Source organism: Rahnella sp. 1L-D-7-B-C2 (genome assembly GCF_057290995.1).
On sequence record NZ_JBXAVQ010000005.1, the window covers coordinates 123,745 to 147,554 of the forward strand.

Below are 23,810 nucleotides of genomic sequence, written 5' to 3' on the forward strand. Positions count from 1 at the left end.
GCAAAGGTTTGAAACCCGTTGGATAATAGTAGGCAAAAGGGGGCGGTTGTTTTCCACGTTTGGCTGGTTTGTGGTATAGTTTTACACCTTTGCGCTATATATGCCTACGTGGGCAGCGGCCATGAATAATCAGTAGAGGGATAGCAGCTCCATGAGCGACCTTGCCAGAGAAATCACACCGATTAACATCGAAGAAGAGCTGAAAAACTCTTATTTGGATTATGCGATGTCCGTGATTGTCGGACGTGCGCTACCAGATGTGCGTGATGGTTTGAAACCGGTGCACCGCCGCGTACTTTTCGCAATGAACGTCCTCGGTAACGACTGGAATAAAGCCTATAAAAAATCGGCCCGTGTGGTCGGTGACGTTATCGGTAAATATCACCCACACGGTGATACCGCGGTTTATGACACCATTGTCCGTATGGCTCAGCCTTTCTCACTTCGCTACATGCTGGTGGACGGGCAGGGTAACTTCGGGTCAGTGGATGGCGACTCCGCCGCAGCCATGCGTTATACCGAAATTCGCATGTCAAAAATTGCTCACGAATTGCTGGCTGACTTAGAAAAAGACACCGTCGATTTCGTGCCTAACTACGATGGCACCGAGCAAATCCCTGCTGTTATGCCAACCCGTATTCCTAACCTGCTGGTCAACGGCTCGTCAGGTATCGCGGTCGGTATGGCGACCAACATTCCGCCGCATAACCTCACCGAGGTTATCAACGGCTGTCTGGCCTTCATTGAAGATGAGAACATCAGCATTGAAGGGCTGATGGAACATATTCCGGGTCCAGATTTCCCGACAGCGGCGATCATCAACGGTCGTCGTGGTATCGAAGAAGCTTACCGTACCGGCCGTGGCAAAATTTCGATCCGTGCCCGCGCTGAAGTGGAAGCGGACGCTAAAACCGGTCGCGAAACCATTATCGTTCACGAGATCCCGTATCAGGTGAACAAAGCCCGTCTGATCGAAAAGATCGCCGAGCTGGTGAAAGAAAAACGTGTTGAAGGCATCAGTGCGCTGCGCGATGAGTCCGATAAAGACGGTATGCGTATCGTCATCGAAATTAAACGTGACGCCGTCGGTGAAGTGGTTCTGAACAATCTGTACTCACTGACCCAGTTGCAGACTTCTTTCGGTATCAACATGGTGGCATTACACCGTGGTCAGCCGAAAATTTTGGGTCTGAAAGAGATTCTGTCCGCGTTTGTTCGCCACCGCCGTGAAGTGGTAACACGCCGTACTATTTTCGAACTGCGTAAAGCCCGCGACCGTGCTCATATCCTCGAAGCACTGGCGATCGCGCTGGCTAACATCGACCCGATCATTGAACTGATCCGTGCTGCACAATCTCCGGCCGAAGCGAAAGCGGGCCTGATTGCGCGTTCATGGGATCTGGGCAACGTTGCGGCGATGCTGGCAAGTGCCGGTGATGACGCTGCACGCCCTGAATGGCTGGAGCCAGAGTTCGGTATTCATGAAGGTAAATACTTCCTGACCGAGCAACAGGCGCAGGCTATTTTGGATCTGCGCTTGCAGAAACTGACCGGCCTTGAGCATGAAAAACTGCTTGATGAGTACAAAGAGCTGCTGGTGCAAATCGCAGAGCTGATGTACATCCTGTCCAACCCGGATCGTCTGATGGAAGTCATTCGTGAAGAGCTGGAAGCGATCCGCGATCAGTACAACGATCCGCGTCGCACCGAAATCACGGCGAACTCGTCTGACATCAACATCGAAGACCTGATCAACCAGGAAGACGTTGTGGTGACCTTGTCGCATCAGGGCTATGTGAAGTATCAGCCTCTGACCGATTACGAAGCACAGCGTCGCGGCGGTAAAGGTAAATCAGCAGCCCGTATTAAAGAAGAAGACTTCATCGACCGTCTGCTGGTGGCCAACACCCACGACACTATTCTGATGTTCTCCAGCCGGGGGCGTCTGTACTGGATGAAAGTCTATCAGTTGCCGGAAGCCAGCCGCGGTGCCCGTGGCCGTCCGATCGTCAACTTGTTACCGCTCGAGCCAAACGAACGTATCACCGCCATTCTGCCAGTACGCGAGTACGAAGAAGGCCGTCATGTGTTCATGGCAACGGCAAGCGGTACTGTGAAGAAGACCGCACTGACCGATTTCAGCCGTCCGCGTAGTGCCGGCATCATCGCCATCAACCTCAACGAGGGTGATGAGCTGATTGGTGTTGACCTGACCGACGGTAAAAACGAAGTCATGCTGTTCTCTGCAGCCGGTAAAGTGGTGCGCTTCTCCGAAGAAGCGGTGCGTTCAATGGGCCGTACGGCGACCGGTGTTCGCGGTATCCGTCTGGGCGAAGGCGACAGCGTCGTCTCCCTGATCATTCCACGCGGTGACGGTTGTATCCTGACCGTCACGCAGAATGGTTTCGGTAAGCGTACTGAATCTGCCGAATATCCAACCAAATCCCGTGCAACGCAGGGCGTTATCTCGATCAAAGTGAGCGAGCGTAATGGCCCGGTAGTTGGCGCGATCCAGGTGGATGAAGCGGATCAGATCATGATGATCACCGATGCCGGTACGCTGGTGCGTACCCGCGTGTCTGAAGTGAGTACCGTTGGCCGTAACACCCAGGGTGTGACGCTGATCCGTACCGCCGAGCAGGAACACGTGGTCGGTCTGCAACGTGTGGCAGAACCGGTAGAAGACGAAGAGCTGGATGGCGTTGCCACCGAAGCCGGCGAGCTGGAAGCGGCGCAAGCAGCCGATCTGCCAGACGACGCAGAAAGTGAAGACGACCAGGCAGCTGACGACGAAGAAGAATAAGTTTTCTTAGTCGGTTGAAAGGAAGGCATAACATGGCAACGTGTTATGCCTTTTTTATTCATTTCGAGTTTTTTAGAAAGTCCCTCAATAGTGTATTCTGATTCACATTCCGCTCACTGAGCCGTTACACCGATGGTTAATCCTTGAAATATCTTGCTTCGTTTCGAACAACGCTGAGAATCTCCCGCTACCTGTTCAGGGTGCTGGCACTGATGCTGTGGACGCTAGGGGTGCTACTGACCACCTTTTATGTGCTGAATATCTTCCACAATAAAGAGTCGGAGATCCGCGATGAGGATAACCTCAACTACGATCTGGCGCAGAGCTACGTCAAAAACTCCAATGACGTGATGCGCAGCATTAAGTTCATGGCCGAAAAGCGTCTGAGCGATTCAATGAACGGGCTGGATATCATCAACGGGATGATCAGCAGCAAGAACACGCCGCCGTCCTACCTTTCCCTTTTCCCTGATTCGGATTGCTCCCAGCTCAGCGACAGTTACCGTAACTCGCTGACGTCTCTGGGGAACATGATTCATTACTGGAAAGACAATTTTTCTGATGCCTATGACCTTAACCGCGTGTTCTTTATCAGCGGAGAAAACCTGTGTCTGGTCGATTTCGGCATCAGCAGCGAACCGTTTGAACGTGAAAGTCAGGATCAGCTGAAATCGCTGCATGAGAAAATCCTGCAATACCGCAACGGTAAAAATCAGGATAAAGAGAACAGCCTGTACTGGGTTTCACAGTCCAGTAACCGGGAGTCCGGTTATCTGTACGTGCTGACGCCGATTTATATCGGCAATAAACTGGAAGCGCTGATGGGTATTCAGCAAAACCTGCGTCTGGAAGATTTAGTCACGCCGAGCGCGCAACACACCAGCGTTACGCTGCTTGATGAGGACGATCAGCCGCTGCTCAGTCTTTCAGAAGGCGACCGCTACACCGCTGCGCTGGGGAATTATCCGCAGGAAAGCTCGTACTTCGGCTACATGAATGGCTACAAAGACTTGATTTATAAAAAGCCGCTGTCGCCGTCTTCGCTGAGCGTGGTGTATTCCATGCCGTTCAATATTGTTATTGAACGGTTCAAGATCATGATATTCAACGCGGTGCTGCTCAATATCTTCTCCGGCCTGTTGCTGTTTATTCTGGCCTGGGTGTTTGAGCGCAAGATGTTTTTACCTGCCGAGCAGAATGCCTTCCGGCTGGAAGAGCACGAGCAGTTTAACCACAAAATTGTCGCGTCGGCGCCGGTGGGGATTTCGATTCTGCGCATCAGCGACGGCGTGAATATCCTGAGTAACGAGCTGGCGCACAATTACATCAGCATGCTGACCCAGGAAGACCGCCAGCGTATTACGCGCATCATCTGCGATCAGCAGGTGAATTTTGTCGACGTCATCACCAAGAATAACAACAACATTCAGCTGAGCTTCGTGCATTCGCGTTACCGCAACGAAGACGTAGCGATTTGCGTGCTGATCGACGTCAGTGCGCGCGTGCGGATGGAAGAGTCGTTGCAGGAGATGGCGAATGCCGCCGAGCAGGCCAGCCAGTCCAAATCGATGTTCCTGGCGACCGTCAGCCACGAATTGCGCACGCCACTGTACGGCATCATCGGTAATCTGGATTTACTGCAAACACAGGGGCTACCGCAGGGTGTGGATCGTCTGGTGACGGCGATGAATAACTCCTCTGCGCTGCTGCTGAAAATCATCAGCGACATTCTCGACTTCTCGAAAATCGAATCCGAACAGCTGAAAATTGAACCGCAGGAGTTCTCATGCCGTGAAGTGATCACACACATTGCCGGTAACTATCTGCCTCTGGTGGTGAAAAAGCGCCTCGGACTTTACTGTTTTATCGAGCATAACGTGCCGCTGTCGTTCACCGGCGACCCGGTGCGTCTGCAACAGGTCATCTCGAATATTCTTAATAATGCGATTAAATTCACCGATACTGGCTGTATCGTGCTGAATGTCAGAACCTGTGGAAACTATCTGGAGTTCCAGGTTCGCGATACCGGCGTCGGTATTCCTGAGCGCGAAATCACCCGTTTATTCGACCCTTTCTTCCAGGTCGGTACCGGCGTGCAGCGTCATTTCCAGGGCACCGGCCTTGGGCTGGCAATTTGCGAAAAGTTGATCAACCTGATGGATGGCGATATTAACGTTGAATCCGAACCGGGTCTTGGCAGCTCTTTCACCGTGCGTATTCCGCTTTACAGCGCGGTGTTCCCGTCTGATGAACCGCTGGATCACTGGCAGGATAAAATCGTCTGGCTGGACGTGCGCAACGCATATCTCGAAAGTTACCTGATGCAGCTGCTGTGCCACCACGGTGCGAATATCCAGCGCTATGAGCCTGAGCTGGCGACCGGCGCCGAAGACGTGTTGATTACCGATACGCCGTTTATTCACATGGGTACGCTGCGCGCGCAGATTGAATTCTCGATAGACCATATCGGCCCGCCGGTGGAAACCCGACCGGGATATTGGGTACATGGCACTTCAACGCCGCTGGAAATCACCGCGCTGCTTAACCGCATTTATCAGATTGAGACGGCAGGGGACGAGGGCGGTCTGAACGCCCCGGCGGCTGAAACCGCTATCGCGCAGGACTACAGCGATATCACCCTGTTGGTGGTCGATGACCATCCCATCAACCGCCGTCTGCTCGCCGATCAGCTGGGGACTATGGGTTACATCGTGGTGACCGCCAATGACGGGATGGATGCGCTGGATGCCATGCGCGCGCATGAGATTGATATCGTGCTCAGCGATGTCAACATGCCACGCCTCGATGGTTATGGTCTGACGCAAAAACTGCGCGAGCTGGGCCATATCCTGCCGGTGATCGGCGTGACCGCTAACGCGCTGGCCGAGCAACGTCAGCGGTGTCTGGAAGCAGGGATGGATAACTGTCTGTCGAAGCCGGTGACGCTGGAAACGCTGCGCGATACGCTGAGCTATTACAGTGAACGCGTGCGCAAAGGGCACTATAAAAAAGAAGACTGAAGCGGCGGTTTGGCTGAAGGTCATCGATCAAAAAATAAAGGCACCGTGAAGGTGCCTTTTGTCTTTTAGCATTAAGACTGCTTTGCGAAAACTTAGTCTTTGTCGATCGGCATGGAGCTGATGGAAGACAGGTAGTTCAGCAGCGCGATATCGTTTTCCACACCCAGTTTCATCATGGCTGATTTCTTCTGGCTGCTGATGGTTTTGATACTGCGGTTAAGTTTTTTAGCAATCTCAGTCACCAGGAAGCCTTCTGCAAACAGACGCAGAACTTCGCTTTCTTTTGGTGACAGGCGTTTGTCGCCGTAACCGTTGGCGCTGATTTTTTCCAACAGCTTGGCCACGCTGTCCGGCGTGAACTTCTTGCCTTTCTGCAAAGCGGCCAGCGCTTTTGGCAGATCCGTTGGCGCGCCCTGTTTGAGGACAATCCCTTCGATGTCCAGATCCAGCACCGAGCTCAGGATCGCCGGATTATTGTTCATGGTCAGAACAATGATCGACAACTGAGGATAGTGACGCTTGATGTATTTGATTAGCGTAATCCCGTCGCCGAATTTATCGCCCGGCATAGACAGGTCAGTAATCAATACATGGGCGTCAAGTTTACTTAAGCTGTTGACCAGTGCCGTCGAGTCTTCAAACTCGCCGACAACATTCACCCATTCGATTTGTTCAAGTGACTTACGAATGCCAAAAAGGACGATAGGATGATCATCAGCAATAATTACGTTCATAGTATTCATGTGATTAGCTACCTTGCTGGAGCAGTCTGGAGACAAAAGAATCAATAAGATTGATGGTTTCAGTAATCTGTAATGCATCGCCATCTGCGATGTACTGTTCTAACTCTTCACACATTTGCTTGCCCGGGGTCAGGTTCAGCATAGCGAACACTCCCTTAAGGCGGTGTGCAGTTTGGGAAAGTGATGTGAAATCACGACGTTGGTTTTCATTATACAGTTTCTCAAGATCTTCCGGTACTGTCTCGACAAAAAGCTGATAGTAATCGCTTGATTTTAACTGCTTTTCATAATGGTCGGGAGAGTCTTCGCCGGGTTCTTCGGATGAAACACTGTCATCAGGAACGGCAAATTGCTGTTCAATTAACAGTAAGGTTGCGTCGATCAGCGCGCTGCTGATGTTGTAATTGACGCGAATATAATGCTTTTCAAGCTGCTGGAAACCGGACTCATCGTCGGTCAGCAGCAGCGTAAATTTGTCACTGTTTTGCGCATTATCCGTCAGCAGGACGTCGTATTCTCTTGTCAGTTGTCGCTCATCGGCCACGATACACACTGCGCCGTAAGCGTTCATCGTCCGGGTCACAATGCCGCGTACCTCGTCAGAGGTGATGTCGAGTAACGCGGTGACATCGGTCAGCAGCTTCTCGTGTTCGTCTTCCACTTCCTGCGTTTGCGGGCGTTGTTTCACGCGGACGGTATAACGCGTGCCGATGTCGAGTTTGCTGCGGATCTCAAGCTGTCCGCCCAGCTTTTTACACAGCTGATTGCACAGGAAAAACGTCAGGCCGGAGCCGTGATTAAAGCGATCAACTAACGTCTGGCTCAGGAAAGGATAATTCAGATTGCTCAATTCTTCCTTCGAAATTCCGCTGCCAGTGTCAGTTATGTGGAAAACAAGCTGATCCGGGCGATCTTCGTCCTGTTCGCTGGTCAGTGTGACCTTGCCGAGCGACGTGGTGACGATGGCATAATCAAGCAGCAGCGAGAGGATTTTCTTCACAGCCTGCATATCGCCGACGAACATTGCTTCCGGCGCGATATGGAAATGATTCAGCAAACCGAGGCCTTTCCGGCTGAGGCGGGGCAGGGCCTCAAGCAGGAGTTCATCCACCATAGCGGATAAGACATACGGCTGGCTGGCCGGCTGCCAGTCCTGCGTTTCCAGCCGGGTCAGCAGGGTGATGTTATCCACCAGCGTCAGCGCGTTGCGCGATTCGACCTGTAATTTTCCCTGAAGCGTCTGGCGTTCCTGTGGTTCTTCCACCGTCACCAGCGATTCCACCAGCCCGTTAAGCTCCTGCAACGGCTGATTCAGCTCGATGCCCAGATTGTGCAGCATCAGCTTGCGCGCCTGCAGGTTCTTTTCGAACTCACGCTTCGCCTGTTGCAGCGTGCGGTTAACCATCACTTCTTTGTCCTGATCGTGCAGCAGGAACAAGTAGGTCTCCGGGGAAATCTGGCTGCGGATCATGCGGATTTCATACACTTCATTGTTAACCGTGGCCTGAATCGAGCCGTTATGCTGCTCGGCCATATTGGCGATTTTATTCAGGCTCAGGTGCGGCAACAGCTGGTCGGCAATCTTATTACTGAGGATCACGCTGTGGTTGCTGAAGTTATAAACCAGCAGACCGAGTGGCAGCCCGGAGATGATTTCCTGATTCAGCGCCTGCTGCATATGCAGCTGCGCCGCCATATTTTCGCTCGGGCGGATGTACTGATGACGGATAAAGTAAATGCTGGTCATCGTCAGCCCGATCAGGAACAGATTGATGAGGATCAGCCAGAAGTTATTACGTGACAGATCCACCACCAGGCTGAACAACGGTACGTGGTAGGTCAGCGACAGCGGAGAGTTGCTGAGCGGCACGCTGAACACCAGTGACCAGCCCTGAACAGTGATGCTGCTGGTGGCGCTATCGTCAGAAGGATCGCCCTCATTCACCGCCGCGGTACTGCCGCTGAGCTGGAAATTATCCCGTGCCATGTTCAGCGGGATGAGATCACTCATCGGCAAATCAAAAGCGATCACCGTCGCCAGATGACCGGGATTATTGAACGTGGTGCGCAGCGTAAAGTTGTAGTCGCTGCTCTGGCGAGATTTACGCAGGGCGGAGTAGCTTTCGCGCTCGTCCAGCGTATTGGCCTGTTGCAACATTTCAGCACGGCGCGATTGCAGCGCACTGGTGAAATAGTTTTCTTTAAGGCGGGAATCCTGTTCCTCGAGCGGCACCGTGGTCACCAGCACCATGCTGTTATCCTGGCCGTTCAGATAATAGAGCGAATAGGGCAGCGTTTTAGCACCCCATTGTTCATCGAGGAAAGAAGAGATTTTCAGTGTCAGATCCAGCGTGGAGCTGTCATGCGTACCAAAAATCAGTGCGCCGGTTTTCTTGTGCGGCTTAGTGACATAGAACATGTCCTGACGCAGACGGATTTCCTGAGCGGAGACCACGTCCGGCGGCAGCGGCTGGCCGCTGAAATTGTCGTAAATCTGATATGTCATGTAACGATACTTATCGATACGTTTTTGCAACTGATCGGCGGTGGATTGCACCGTGCGCAGTTTATCGTTCAGATAAGCATTGGTGTAGTTATACCCGTAAAGACCCAGCCCCAGTGCCAGCAGCAAAATGAACAACCAAAAGAAACGCGTGATGTTGGTTGAGGTCAGCGATAAATATTTACCTGACATGATGATGAGTCTTTTCCTTCATGAAAAAACACCTGAGATTAAACAGACCGCACAGTTTATCAGAAACGATAAGTTTCAGTGATTGCGCGTAGTCTTAATTATTTTTGGCCTCAATACATTAAGCCCAAAATTCTTTATGGATAGTCACAAAATTGATAAGTCATTTTGATGTGCATTCTTCGATGTTACTCTTTGATTTTCTTAATGATGAGCACGCTCAATATTAAGTTTTATAATTTAAATGCATTACAAATCAACTAGATGATAAATAAATTCCCCGCTAGGCCATGATTTTACTCGCGTCAAACTTATAATTTTTAACACATCGATGAATAAAATTTATCACAAAGATAACTTTTTTTTAATACACTTAACTCAAATCATGCATATAACTTATGGAGTTGAGAGTAGAAAAATGCCTAAACGACACAACAGAAACACATAAAAAGCATCGCTAATAATAACTTTTGCCCGTTTTGTAGTCGCTCGTTTTACCCATCACCAGTTGGAAATTAACCCATTGCTTTAATGGTCTTCTCGATCGCGCAATAGCACCTCTCTGACGGGAGGGGTTGTTCGTGGCGGATTTGAGTAACAACTGGTCTCAGACAGGGGTACAACATGGCTCAGAACGGCGGCGTAGTTATTGATGTTCTTGCTCGTAAAGATGGTGCAGTAATCTCTCAGATTTCTGATGCCAGTCAGGATGTTACCCTCAACCAGATGAGCATCGTGCGCGTTCACGCAACGCGCGATGCGGTCACCAGCTACGAACGCGTGGGTAACGATCTGGTTATCCACATGAAAGACGGCCGTACGGTGCGTTATCACAGCTTTTTCGATACTGATGGCAAAGGCCACCACAGCGAGCTGATTTTTGACGATGGTGTTCACCCCATTGAACACGCCGCCTTTGTCGATACCGGCGCGACCGCAGGCGCGGTGACCGTCGTTCCTGCGTATGAAACCATCCCCGATGTTGGCGTCTTACTGCTCGACTCTTCTAACTTTGACCCTGCCATTCTCGGCGCCGTTCTTGGCGTTGTCGCTCTTGGCGCAGGCATTGCCATTGCCGCAGGCGGTGGTGGCGGTGGTGGTGGCAGCAGTAACAATGGCGGGAGTGATGGCGGCAACAACGGCGGTAATAATGGGGGCAACAACGGCGGAACGGGCGGCAATACCGGTGGGAACACGGGCGGCAATACCGGTGGGAACACGGGCGGTAATACCGGTGGGAACACAGGCGGCAATACCGGCGGAGAGACGCCAACCCTGACGCTGGCGACATTTGCCAACGACAATATTCTTAACAAAGCTGCCGCAGCCACGGCACAGAATTTCACCGGCAGCACCACTAACGCCACAGAAGGCAGCACCATTGTGCTGACCATTAACGGCAAAACGTTTACCACCACCGTCGATGGCAGTGGCAACTGGAGCATTCCGCTTTCAGCAGCAGAACTTCAAACGCTGGCGGACGGCACGTATGTCATCAGCGTCACGGTCACGAACACCACCGGTGAAAGTGTCACTAAAAGCGTGACCGTCGTTGTGGATACCACGCCACCCATTCTTACCGTGAATCCGATTGATGGCGATAACGTGATTGATGGTGAAGAGCATCAGCAGGCGCTGGTGGTCAGCGGTACAGCCTCTGTTTCAGAAGCGGGGCGAAGTGTGGATGTTCTTCTTAACGGCGTTCATTACAGCGCCACAGTGGGGACTGACGGCACCTGGTCGGTGACGGTTCCGGCTGATGCGGTAGCCGCTTTGGCACAAGGTAATTATACGGTTACCGCTTCCCTGACCGATGCGGCCGGTAACTCAACCTCGACGCCGGACAGCTTTGTCATCAACGACAATGCCGGTACGCTGACCGTCAACCCACTCTCCGGCGACGGCCAGTTGAATGCCGCTGAAGCGCAGGCTGCGCTGGTGATCACCGGCACCACCACCAACGTGCCTGTCGGGACAGAGATTACGATTACTGTCGGCAGCACAGTTTATCACACCACAACCACAGCAAGTGGCGGATGGAGTCTGAGTATTTCACCTGCTGACTTACAGGCACTGACCGACGGTTCGACTACCGTGACGGTCAGCATGGTAGATTCACAGGGCAATACCATCAGTCAGACCAGCGATCTGAATGTGGCTATTCACGGCGTTCCGCCGACGCTGGACCCGGCATTTGGCGGCGACAATACGCTGGATTTAGCGGACTCCGCGACCAGCCAGACGCTGACCGGCCACACCGGTTTGACCGGCGATGGGCAGACGGTGACCATTACCCTTGGTGGACAGCAGTTCACCGGTACCGTCGCACCTGACGGCACATTTAGCGTCACCGTTCCGTCATCCGTGCTCGGCACGCTGCCGCAGGGCAGCAATAACATCGTGGTTACCGTGACCGATCCGGCTGGTAACAACAACACCCTCACTACGCCGGTAACGGTAGACACTGTACCGCCAACCCTGACGGTCAATCCGCTGGAAGGCGACGGCTATATCAGCGTGGCGGAAGCCAGCGCAGAAATGATCCTGACCGGCACCGCATCAGTGACTGAAGCGGGCAGACCGGTGACCGTCATCATCAACGGTGTGGAGTATAACGGCGCCATCGTGCAGCCCGACGGCACCTGGAGTGTGACGCTTCCTGCCGGTTCCCTGAGCAATCTCAATCAGGATGTCAGCGTAGTTGCCACACTGACCGACGCCGCAGGAAATACCACTACCAATACCAGCACAATTCATGTCGCTTCCGATCCGTTACAGCCGCCGACCATTACCGTGAATACGTTTGCCGGTGACAACATCGTCGATGGTGCAGAAGTTAAAACCGCCCAGGTTCTGAGCGGTACCACCACCCTCGTTGAGGCCGGGCAAGTGGTGACTATCGTTCTGAACGGCCACACCTACACCGCCACCGTGCAGGCCAGCGGTAACTGGAATGTGATTGTTCCCGCTGCGGATATGGTTGTGCTGGCGGAGGGTTCCCAGACCATTAACGTCAGCGTGGCAGATAAAGCCGGAAACCCGGCGACCGGCAGCGAGTCGTTTAATGTCGTGTCCACTCAGGATGGCATCGCGATTGATCCGGTAACCGGCGACAACATGATCAACGCTGTGGAAACGGCAGACGGCATTCTGATCACCGGAACTACGCTGGGCGTTGCAGCTTTTGCACTGGTCACGGTCAACTTTGGATCGCTGGTTCGTCTGGCAATTGTCCAGCCCGATGGCCACTGGTCCTTGTCGCTGACCAGTGCTGATCTTGAAGGGCTGGACGTTTCCACTCTGCAACTTAGCGCCAGCGTTCAGGCGCTTGACGGCACTACTCTGACCAACAGCGTGTCCGTGGGCATCGATAATCAGAATCCGGTTCCTACTCTCAATACCCCCTTCGGCGACGGTTATCTCAATATTGCCGAAGCGGCAACCGCTGAAACCTTGTCCGGCACCACAGGTAAATCAGGTGACGGCCAGACCGTGACGGTAACCATTGGCGGCCATACCTACATCGCCACGGTGGATGGCACTGGCGCATGGTCGGTCAGCCTGCCGTCTGCTGATTTGCAGGCCTTACCGGCAGGCAATGCGGCAATTGTGGTGAATGTTACCGACGGCGCAGGCAACACTGCGACAATTAACGGTTCCGCAACAGTTGATCTGACTGCGCCAACGCTCATCATCAATCCGGTTTCGGGCGATGGTTATGTCAACAGCGTCGAAGCAACGTCTGATCTGGCCATCACGGGCTCGGCGTCGGTTTCCGAAGCCGGACAGACTGTGACAATCACTCTTAACGGCCAGAGTTATACCGGCATTGTTGGGGACAACGGCCAGTGGAGCGTGACCGTTCCGGCGGGGGCGCTGGCAGGCGTGGCGGACGGTCAGTATACGCTGACCGCGCAAATTGCTGATGCGGCAGGCAATAGCACCACCGTAACTTCGAACGTACAACTGGCGACCGATCCGGCCAACGCGCCGACGATCACCCTCAATACTTTTGCCGGTGACAACATTGTTGACGGTGCTGAGCAGCAAACGGCGCAGACGCTGAGCGGAACCACCACGCATGTCGAAGCGGGTCAGCTGGTTTCCATTACGCTAAACGGCGTGGTGTATACCGCAACGGTTCAGGCAGACGGCAGCTGGAGCACCAGCGTACCTGCCGCCGATCTGGCGGCTATCGTTAACGGCAACACGCAGATTGTTGCCAGCGTGGCCGATAAAGCGGGTAATCCGGCAAGCGGCACTGAAGACATTACGGTAAATAATCTGCAAAGCGGGGTGTCTGTCGATCCGGTAACCGGCGATAACTTGCTGAATGCAACCGAGGCGGCGGCCGGAGTCACCATCAGCGGGACGTCAAACAACGTGCCGGTGAACGGCGTTGTTACGATTATTCTCAACGGAAAAACCTATACGGCCACCGTGGGCGTGGGCGGCGCATGGAGCGCGCAGGTTTCGGCAGCGGATCTGGCGGCGCTGAGTGACGGCCCTAACACGATCAGTGTTAGCGCTACTGATGCTGTCGGCACGGTGGTGACGGGCACTGATACCCTGAATGTGGCGATCCACAACCTTCCTTCCGTAACGCTCAATCCACCGTTTGGTGATGGCATTCTCAATGCCGCTGAAGCGGGGGTGAATCAGACCCTGACCGGTAACACCGGTGTTTCTGGTAACGGTCAGACCGTGACGGTAACGCTGGGCGGGCAGGAGTACACGGCAACGGTCGCGGGCGACGGTTCGTTCACCGTTTCTGTTCCTTCAGCGGCGCTGGGTGCGCTTGGTCAGGGAACAACGACCGTGCAGGTTGCCGCAGCTGATGCTGCGGGCAATACCAGTTCCGTTGCTGTACCTGTCACCGTGGACACCGTCGCGCCAACCGTCAGCATTAATCCGGTAGCGGGCGATGGCATCATCAACGCCGCAGAAGCCGGGGCGGTCATTCCTGTTACCGGGAATACCGACGCGGCTGACGTCGGGCAGACGGTCACCGTCAGTATCGGCGGCCATACCTACACCGGCACCGTGGAAGCGGGCGGCGCATGGACCGTCAACATTCCGGCAGATGCCCTGGCCAATGTGGCGAACGGCACTTACACCCTGACAGCCTCGGTGACCGACGCTGCCGGAAATACCGGCACGGCCAGTACGCCAGTCACTGTGACCGCCGATCCTGCGCTGTTGCCGACCATCACTATTGACGCCTTTGCCGGGGATAACGTTCTTGATGGCGCAGAACGTCAGACTTCGCAGTTGTTAAGCGGCACAACGAGTCACGTGGAAGCCGGTCAGACGGTCACTATCATCCTTGGCACGCACACCTATACCGCGACGGTTCTGGCGAGCGGCGCATGGAGTGTTTCCGTCCCGGCTGCTGACTTGCAGGAGCTGACTGACGGCACGGCGACAATCAATGTGAACGTCACCGACCTTGCGGGTAACCCGGCCAGCGGTAGTGACCCGGTTACCGTGAACTCCACACTGGGCGGTATTTCCATCGATACCATCGCCGGTGATAACAACATCAACGTGGCAGAAGCCGCAGCGGGTGTGACCATCAGCGGTTCCACCATTAACGTGCCGGTCGATACGACCGTTACCGTGAAACTCGGTGGTGTCACTTACACCACCACCACGGACGCTGACGGTCACTGGAGTATTCCTGTTTCTCCGCAAGCGCTTGCAGCACTGGCCGAAGGCACCAGTCATGTGATTGCGACTACCGTGACTACCGATGCCGGTCCTGTGACCACCACGCTGGATATTGGTATTTACACCCAGCCTCCTGTCCCAACCATCAACCCACCGTTTGGCGACGGACAACTCGGTACGGACGAAGCTGGCGCGGCGCAAACGCTCACCGGTACGACTGGCCTGACCGGTGACGGTCAGACGGTTCAGGTAGTCATCGATGGCCATACCCTGACGGGCTCCGTAGCGACCGACGGCACCTGGACTGTGACCGTACCAGCAGGCACGCTGACCAATGCACCGGAAGGTACGACGCCGGTGGCGGTCACTGTGACTGATGCAGGCGGAAACACCGGGACAGTCAATGGCTCGGTCAATATCGACTTCACAGCGCCTACCCTCAGCGTGGCGCCGGTTGCGGGCGACAACGTGATTAACGCGCAGGAATTAGCCGGCGATATCGCGCTCTCCGGGACGGCTGACGTGGGCGATGCAGGTCGGACGGTCACGCTGCAAATCGACGGACAGACATTTACCGCTATTGTGCAGGGCGACGGCAGCTGGAACACCACCGTCCCTGCTGGAACGCTGAACGGCCTGGCGGACGGCAGTTACACGCTGACAGCCACCCTTGCCGATCTCGCTGGCAACACCACCACCGTTAATCTGCCTTACACCGTGGTGGCGACGCATATACCTGTGCCGACTATCGATACGCCGTTTGGTGACACCTTCCTGAACAGGAATGAAGCCGATTCTGCGGAAACGTTAACCGGCTCAACCGGCGTCACCGGTGCCGGTCAGACCGTGGTACTGAACATTGATGGTGTGGATTATCCTGCGACCGTCAACGATAACGGCACCTGGAGCGTTGACCTTTCTGCTGCCACGTTGCAGGGCATTGCGGAAGGGACGCAAATTATTCAGGTCACGGCAACCGACAGCGCTGGTAACGTCGGCACCGCCACCAGTGCGGTCACCGTTGACTTCACGCCGCCGACCCTCACCTTCAATCCGGTCGCCACCGACGACATCATCAATGCCGCCGAAACGCTGCAACCGGTGGTGATCAGCGGCACATCCGATGTGCCGGATGCGGGCCAGACTGTTTCTGTCGTCCTGAGTTTCAACGGCGTCACTTACAACGCAATAGTGCAACCGGACGGCAGCTGGAGCTTCTCACTGCCGAGTTCAGTTGTGCAGTCGCTGGCGGATACCACCTATACGCTGACGGCCACTATCACCGATGCGGCGGGTAACATCACCACCGGGACGCACACCTTCAGCGTTGATGCCGCTGCGGCAGATTTGCCAACGCTCACCATCACCTCCGTCTCCACCGACGATTATATTAATGCTATCGAAAAAGGATTACCGGTGCCGGTCACCGGGACATCCACCCATCTCGAAGAGGGGCGGGTGGTTCAGGTAGTGTTCAACGGCAATACGTATAACGCCACGGTCAATGCAGACGGTACCTGGACGGCGACTATTCCGGCCGCTGATTTGACCACGTTGTCAGACGGACCTCTGACGGTCACCGCGTCCGCCACCGACCTGGCTGGCAACCCGGCCACGGCGTCGCACAACGTTACGGTTATTGCCCAGCCGGGCGATTTGCCGACGTTAACCATCAATGCCATTTCCGGCGATGATCAAATCAATCTGCTTGAACACAACCAGGGCACGACCATCACCGGGACATCTACGCATGTACCGGTTGGCGGCACGGTGACACTGGTGATCACCGGTGAAAGCTATACCGCAACGTACACCGCCACCGTGCAGGCTGACGGCAGCTGGAGTATTCCGCTGACCGCCGCGCAGGTTCAGGCGTTGCCGGGCGGGAATAACGTCTTTACCGCAACGGCGGACGACGTCGCACAAAACGCGGCGACCGCCACTCAGAACGTGACCGTCGATACTATTCCGCCACTGCTTAGCGTGACGGTGGAAACCGGTGGAGACGGCATCATCAATCTGGCGGAAGCCGCGTTGGGTCTTCCTGTCAGTGGTGAGACGGATCCAAACCTGACCGTTACCGTCACCCTCAACGGCAAAAATTACACCACGACAGCGGATGGTTCGGGGATATGGAGCCTGACCATTCCGGCGGTGGATGTGCAGGCGATTACCACTGACGGTGACAAAGTCATTGGCGTCAGCGTCACCGATCCGGCCGGTAACAACGTGACGACCACCGCTGAATTCACGCTGGCGACCCATGCGTTGCCAACGCTGACGATTGGTGTGATTGCCGGAGACGGCATTTTGAATATCAGTGAAGCCACCGGCGGCTTCAACCTGAGCGGGACCAGTTCAGGTCTGGCGCCGGGAACTACCGTGCAGGTTACGATCCCGGGGCTGGCCGATCCAATTTCTGGCACGGTGAACCCCGACGGCCTCGGCTGGACGGCAGCGGTGCCACCGGATCTGCTGAGCGGGCTGACCACCGGCATCGTACAGGTGACCGTGACGGCGGCAGATGCGGCCGGTAACCCGGCTTCTTCCAGCGCAAGTCTGGATATTGAACTGACGGCGTTGCCGGTACCGACCATTAATCCACCGTTTGTGGATGGCATTCTCAATGCCACAGAAGCGGCTGCCACACAGCTTATCACCGGTTCCACCGGCATTACTGGCGCGGGTCAGACCGTTCTGGTGACTGTCGATGGCACGCCGGTGTTGGCAACGGTAGGTAATGACGGCACCTGGACGGCGACCGTGCCTTCTGCGGTCTTGCAGGGACTGACCGACGCCACGCATACCATCAGCGTGGTGGTCACCGACAGCGCGGGCAACACCAGCGCGGCGGGCACGCTTGATTTCACCGCGCTGACGCATGTTCTGCCGGTGGCAGGCATTAATATTCCGTTTGGCGATGGTGTGCTGAATCTGGATGAAGCCACGGCGGGCGGTACGATTACCGGCACCACCGGTATCACCTCACCGGGCCAGACCGTCACCGTGGTCATTAATGGTAACGCGGTACCGGTTGTCGTCGATTCTGATGCCGGTACCTGGACTGTTACCCTGACGCCAGCGCAGTTGCTCGGCTTGCAGGATGGTACATGGCCGGTAGTCGTCACCGTGACCGACAGTGCGGGTAACACTTCTGTGCTGCCGGCTTCGGTTGATGTGCAGATCCACAGTATTCCGCAACCGACCATCGACCTGCCGTTCGGTGACGGTACGCTAAACATTGCAGAATCCACGGCGTTGGGTGGCCAGACACTGACCGGTACCACCGGTGAAACGGGAGCCGGGCAAACTGTCCGCGTGACAATCGATGGAATGACCGACAGTCCGTTTGCGGCAATTGTAGATCCGGCGACAGGAAACTGGAGTCTGAACCTGACACCAGCTCAGTTGGAATCGCTCGGAACAATAACGGCATCGCACGACATTACCGTCACGGCGACCGATGCTGCCGGTAACCATAACGATACGACCATCAGCTTCACGTCGCATCTGTCTGCGCCAGTGCCGGTGATTGATACGCCATTCGGCGACGGCAGTCTGAATATTACAGAAGCGGCGGGTGTGAATGTCATTACAGGTAACACCGGGATTACCGGCGACAACCAGAACGTCAAACTGACCATTGATGTGAACGGCACAACGTATACCGCTACCGTCGATCCGGTGACCGGCGACTGGTCGGTGACGCTGCCTGCGGGCGTACTCAGCTCTCTGGGCAGTGGCGGGCACGATATCAACGTGACGGTGACGGATGCCGCAGGCAACAGTACGCCAGCGACCCTGCCATTCACCAGCTATCTCACCGTACCGGATGTCACCATCAACACGCCGTTTGGTGATGGTTATCTGAGCGCGGCTGAAGCTGCCACAGGACAGACGCTGACCGGGACAACCGGGCTGACGGGGATCGGACAAACCGTGGTGGTCACCATTGGTGGAGTACCGATCCCGGGCGTGACGGTGGATGCGAACGGAAACTGGACCGCTCCTCTGACGACGGGCGAAATCGCCGACCTGCCGCAGGGCGCACAACAAATCTCCGTGACCGTAACCGACGGTGGCGGTAACACCGGTTCCGCCTCAGTGGGCGTCGGTATTGCCGTAACCCTGTTGCCAACGGTGGCTGTCACGTCCTTTGCCGGTACCGGTTTTGATCTGACTTATGCAGAAAGCCAGAACCCGCAAACCATTACCGGTACCACGGTGAACGTGCAGGCTGGGCAGCAGGTGACCGTTTCTGTCGGCGGCATCAGCCATCAGGCAACGGTGCTGGGCAACGGGGCGTGGAGTGTCACTCTGACTCCAGCAGAACTCGCAACGCTCGACAGCACAGATACGATTACGGCTTCAGTGAGTGACCTGGCGGGTAACACAGCAAATCTGCCATTGCCTCAGGCGATTACCGTTGACCTGACGCCGCCGGTGACGCCAACGCTGAGCATCGATCCCGTTACCGGCGACAACGTGATCAACGTGGCTGACGGCACGCCGGCCAACATTACGATTTCCGGTAAATCCATCAACGTGCCGGACGGCACGCAGGTCGTAATAAGCGTCGGTGGGGTTCCTCATACCGCAACAGTGACAGGGAATATCTGGTCAGTTGATGTGGCGGCCAGTGAATTTGTTAATGGCTCATTGACGGTCGTCACTGCCAATACGTTAATCCCTGTCATTACCAGTGCCACACAAACTGTGCTGGTCGATACCAGCGCACCGGTGGTGACCATCAACGCCTTTACCGCCGACGACACCATCAACAACCTTGAATCGAAATCGGCGCAAACCATTTCGGGTACGGTGGTTGATAACAACAATAATGATGTGGGCAGCGTGGTCACCGTTTCGCTCAACGGCAAAACCTACACCACAACCGTGCAGACAGGCGGTGTCTGGTCGGTCAGCGTACCGGCAGCCGACTTGCAGGCGCTGCCGCAGGGCACGGGTAACACCATCACGGCCACAGTTACGGATGCCGCAGGTAACCTGGGGACGGCAACTCCGCATCCGATCACCGTCGATACCACCGCGCCGTTGCTGGCACTGGATGTGGTCGCCGGTAATAACGTCATTAACCTGGCAGAGTCACTGGTCAACGTACTGGTGGGCGGCACTTCCAGCGGGGCGGATGGTCAGACGGTGAACGTCACGCTGGGCGGTGCATCGATCGGTACGGCGCTTATTCAGCCAGGTGGGGCATGGTCGCTCAACCTGACGCCGGCGCAGTTGCTGTTGCTTAACGACGGCACCCTGACACTGGCGGCGACGGTAACGGATGCGGCGGGCAACACCACCAGCGTCAGTACTGGTCTGGATATCTTCTTCAACAAATTGCTCGATCTGACCGTCAACAGCGGTCTGGGGCTGGGCGACGGATTCCTCAATCTGGCGGAATCGCAGGTTGCGCAAACCATCAGCGGCACGGCGATTGGTGCGGGCGTGGGCTCGGTGATTTCGACGGTGATCAACGGTACGCCGCTGTCTGCCGTAGTAGGGGCGAACGGCCTGTGGTCACTGACGATCCCGGCGGCGGTGCTGGGCGCACTGACTGACGGTGCGCAGGTCATCAACCTGAACATCACGGATGCTGCCGGTAACGTGAAAGCTGAAGTCCTCAATCTGGATGTGATTAAAAGTATCCCGGTGCTGGGCGCGCTGGATCCAATCTTCGGTGGAAACGGCCTGCTGAATGCGGCGGAATCTCTGCTGTCTCAAACCATCGGTGGCGTAGCCACGGCGGTAGATGGCACGCAGGTGACCGTCACGCTGGGCGGCAAAACCTATAACACCACTGTCACAGCCGGGACGTGGAACATCAGTATTCAGCCGGGGGATCTGGCTACGTTGCTCGACGGCAACCTGAACCTCGGCATTACGCTGACGGATCCGGCGGGTAACACTTCTACCACCAATATTCCGGTGGGGATTGCTATCCACAACCTGCCGCAAGTGGTGCTCAACACCGTATTTGGCGACGGCGTACTGAATATCGCCGATCTGCTGGTCAATCAGACCGTCAGCGGTACTGTGTCGAACGTGGCAGCGGGTACGGCCATTGCGGTTCAGGTCGGTGCGCAAACCATTAACGGCGTGGTGGATGCCACCGGGCATTTCCTGGTCACCGTGACGCCGGATATTCTGGCGACGCTGACCGGCACAACGGCGGCGGTGAGCGTGTCGGTGGTTGATGCGGCGGGTAACTTGGGGACGGCGGCAGCGAGCGCGGTGCTGGATCTCATCAAACCGGTGATCAACCTGACTTCCGTGCTGGGCGATGGCCTGCTCAATGCGGCGGATGCGCTGACTACCCAGACCATTGGCGGTATCGTCAGCGGCGTGGCGGCGGGGACGCAGGTTCAGGTCACGCTGGGCGGGAAAACCTTCCTTGGCGCGACCGACGGTAGCGGCGCATTCAGCATCACCCTGCAACCGGGTGACCTGAAAGCGCTGGGTGACGGCACCTTCCCGGTTGTGGTTTCTGTTACTGACAGTGGCGGTAATACCAGCACCAGCAGCAGCACGCTGACCTCCATCATCAATGCAGTACCGAAAATTGTGCTGGATCCTGTTTTCGGTGCAGACGGTATCCTGAACACGGCGGAAGCGCTGCTGACACAAACCATCAGCGGTACGGTTACCAACGGGCATGTCGGTGAAACGGTCAATATTAACGTCGGCGGTGGCCTGATTAATCTGACGGCAACCGTAGGCAGTGACGGCAAGTTCTCCGCTTCGCTGACGCCGCTCCAGTTGTCCGGTCTGCTTGATGGCAACCTGACGGTTGTTACTACGGTGACCGATGCGGTGGGCAACACGGCGACTAACACCGTGGGGCTGAGTGTCGGTATCCACAATCTGCCGTCGATTGTCCTTAACCCGGTCTTTGGCGATGGCGTGCTGAACGTGGTTGATCTGCTGACCGGCCAGACCATCAGCGGTATCGCGACCAACGTTGCACAGGGTACGCAGGTACAGATATCCCTGAATGGCAAAAACTATCTGGCGAATGTAGGCGTCGGTGGGGCATTCAGCGTAACCGTGCCGGTAACCGACCTGACGGCGATTCTCAACGGCACGCAGAATGTGGTCGCCAGCCTGACGGATGCCTCCGGTAACCCGGCGTCGGTCACCAATCTGCTGAGCGTGGTGTCGCAGTCTCTGCCAACCATTACGCTCAATCCGCTGTTTGGTGATGGCCTGCTGAACGCGGCGGATGCGCTGCTGACTCAGACCATCAGCGGTACCACCACCAACGCGCAGGGCTCAACCGTGACCCTGAACGTTGGCGGCAATACCCTGACGGCGCTGGTGAAAGCGGATGGCACCTTCAGCGTGGCGATCCCGCAACTGACGCTCTCGAGCCTGCTCGACGGCACGTTAAACGTCGGTGCGTCGATCACTAACGCCGCCGGTCACTCGACCAGCGGCAGCGCAACGGCAACGGTCGGCATTCATACTTTGCCAACGCTGGTGCTGAACACGCTGTTTGGCGGTGACGGCTATCTCAACCTTTCCGAAGCCAGCAGTACTGAAACAGTCAGCGGGACATCGAACCTGCAAAGCGGTTCAGTGTCGGTCACCGTAGGTGGTGTGACGCACACCGGCACCATTACCGCAGGCGTGTGGAGCGTACCTTTCAGCTCCGCTGAGCTGAAAGGCATTGCCGACGGTTCTACCCAGGTTTCCGTCGTCGTCACTGACGCCGTGGGCAACGTCGCAACGTCGTCCAGCCTGCTCAACGTTCTGACTCACGAACTGCCGCTGGTGGCGCTCAACCCGTTACTGGGCCTGACGCTGGGCCTGGTAGGCGGGATCCTCGGCGGGCAAGGGCTGACGCTGAGCGGAACCAGCCGCAACATCACGCAGGGCGGTCTGGTCAGCGTCACGCTGCTGGGCAATACGCTGTCAGGCACGGTGCAGGCGGACGGTTCATGGACGGTCAAATTCAGCAGCGCCTTGCTGAGCAGTTACGGTCTGACCGGGTTACTGGCAGCCCTGCTGGGTGCGGTCGTCGAACTGAAAGCGGTCGATGCGGCCGGTAACGGATTTGATGCCCACGTCGGGCTGACCGTCGGTTCGACTTTACCGGCGGACACCAACGTTGTGGCGGCCACGATGTCCGTGGAGGATACCCACACGCTGGCGGCGGTACATACCACCGATACCAGCACTACGGACACCACAACCACCCATACCACCAGTACGCTGACGGATCCGCTGGTGACCACGGACACCAGCTCGTCAACGACCACCACCCACGACACCACCACGGCGGATACCACCGCGCACGCGGACACGGCGTTCTCAATCGGCGGTGTGACCATCGACCTGACGGCCACTGACGGCGTCGCCATCGGTGGCGCGGGCAACGATACCATCTCTGTGCATACGCTGGACTTCGGTCTGATCGACGGCGGCACCGGCACCGATACCTTGCTGCTGGCGGGCACCAATCAGCACCTGGATCTGACGCTGCTCGGGCTGAAAGTTGAACATATCGACATCTTTGATCTGGGCAACTCCGGCACCAACAGCATCTCGCTGAACCTGCACGAAGCGCTGACGGTGAAAGATAATCCGACCGATGAAGTGGTGATTAAAGGGGGCGAGGGCAGCCTGGTGAATCTGCAAATGGGCACCGACGGTGCATGGTCTGAAACCGGTCAACGCACGGTGGATGGCCTGACCTTCGACGTTTATCACAATGCATCAATGGACGCGTCCAATACGTAGGGAGACGTACTGGTACAGCACGGTTTACACGTTCAGCAAAACTAGTTGTCAATCTGAGCGCGGTCTGCTCCTCCCCCTTGGCAGGGGGAGGAGTTAAACCCATCTATCGGCGTAATTAAGTGGTGTCG

At 55.9% G+C, this 23,810-nt stretch carries 5 protein-coding genes; 3 read left to right on the top strand and 2 right to left on the bottom strand.

The genetic code is table 11. From position 1 onward, the window contains the following. Nucleotides 1–151 precede the first annotated feature (151 nt). Together gyrA and rcsC are read left to right on the top strand one after the other, a co-directional pair. On the top strand, nucleotides 152–2,803 hold the full coding sequence (gene gyrA, locus AC0Z7K_RS10800) for a DNA topoisomerase (ATP-hydrolyzing) subunit A (RefSeq protein ID WP_413529318.1): 2,652 nt from the start codon (nucleotides 152–154) through the stop codon (nucleotides 2,801–2,803). A 143-nt stretch (nucleotides 2,804–2,946) separates the two neighbouring features. Beyond that, nucleotides 2,947–5,823: a two-component system sensor histidine kinase RcsC gene (gene rcsC / locus AC0Z7K_RS10805; RefSeq protein WP_413529319.1), complete on the top strand. Its 2,877-nt coding sequence runs from the start codon at nucleotides 2,947–2,949 to the stop codon at nucleotides 5,821–5,823. Nucleotides 5,824–5,915: 92 nt separating this feature from the next. Here the strand turns inward: rcsC and rcsB are convergent, their stop codons facing one another. After that, nucleotides 5,916–6,566, bottom strand: coding sequence for a response regulator transcription factor RcsB (gene rcsB / locus AC0Z7K_RS10810; protein WP_056782307.1), 651 nt, complete (start codon nucleotides 6,564–6,566; stop codon nucleotides 5,916–5,918). A gap of 4 nt (nucleotides 6,567–6,570) precedes the next feature. Continuing rightward, entirely contained in the window at nucleotides 6,571–9,261 is a 2,691-nt protein-coding gene (rcsD, locus tag AC0Z7K_RS10815; RefSeq protein WP_485614374.1) for a phosphotransferase RcsD, read from the bottom strand. 621 nt (nucleotides 9,262–9,882) lie between these two features. Here rcsD and AC0Z7K_RS10820 point away from each other — a divergent pair. Further along, on the top strand, nucleotides 9,883–23,682 hold the full coding sequence (locus tag AC0Z7K_RS10820; protein ID WP_485614375.1) for an Ig-like domain-containing protein: 13,800 nt from the start codon (nucleotides 9,883–9,885) through the stop codon (nucleotides 23,680–23,682). Nucleotides 23,683–23,810: the final 128 nt, after the last annotated feature.

Bases quoted from the DNA above. Each gene is read 5' to 3' on its own strand.
- gyrA (WP_413529318.1), top strand. From the start codon at position 152: ATGAGCGACCTTGCCAGAGAAATCACACCGATTAACATCGAAGAAGAG.
- rcsB (WP_056782307.1), bottom strand. From the start codon at position 6,566: ATGAATACTATGAACGTAATTATTGCTGATGATCATCCTATCGTCCTT.
- rcsD (WP_485614374.1), bottom strand. From the start codon at position 9,261: ATGTCAGGTAAATATTTATCGCTGACCTCAACCAACATCACGCGTTTC.
- AC0Z7K_RS10820 (WP_485614375.1), top strand. From the start codon at position 9,883: ATGGCTCAGAACGGCGGCGTAGTTATTGATGTTCTTGCTCGTAAAGAT.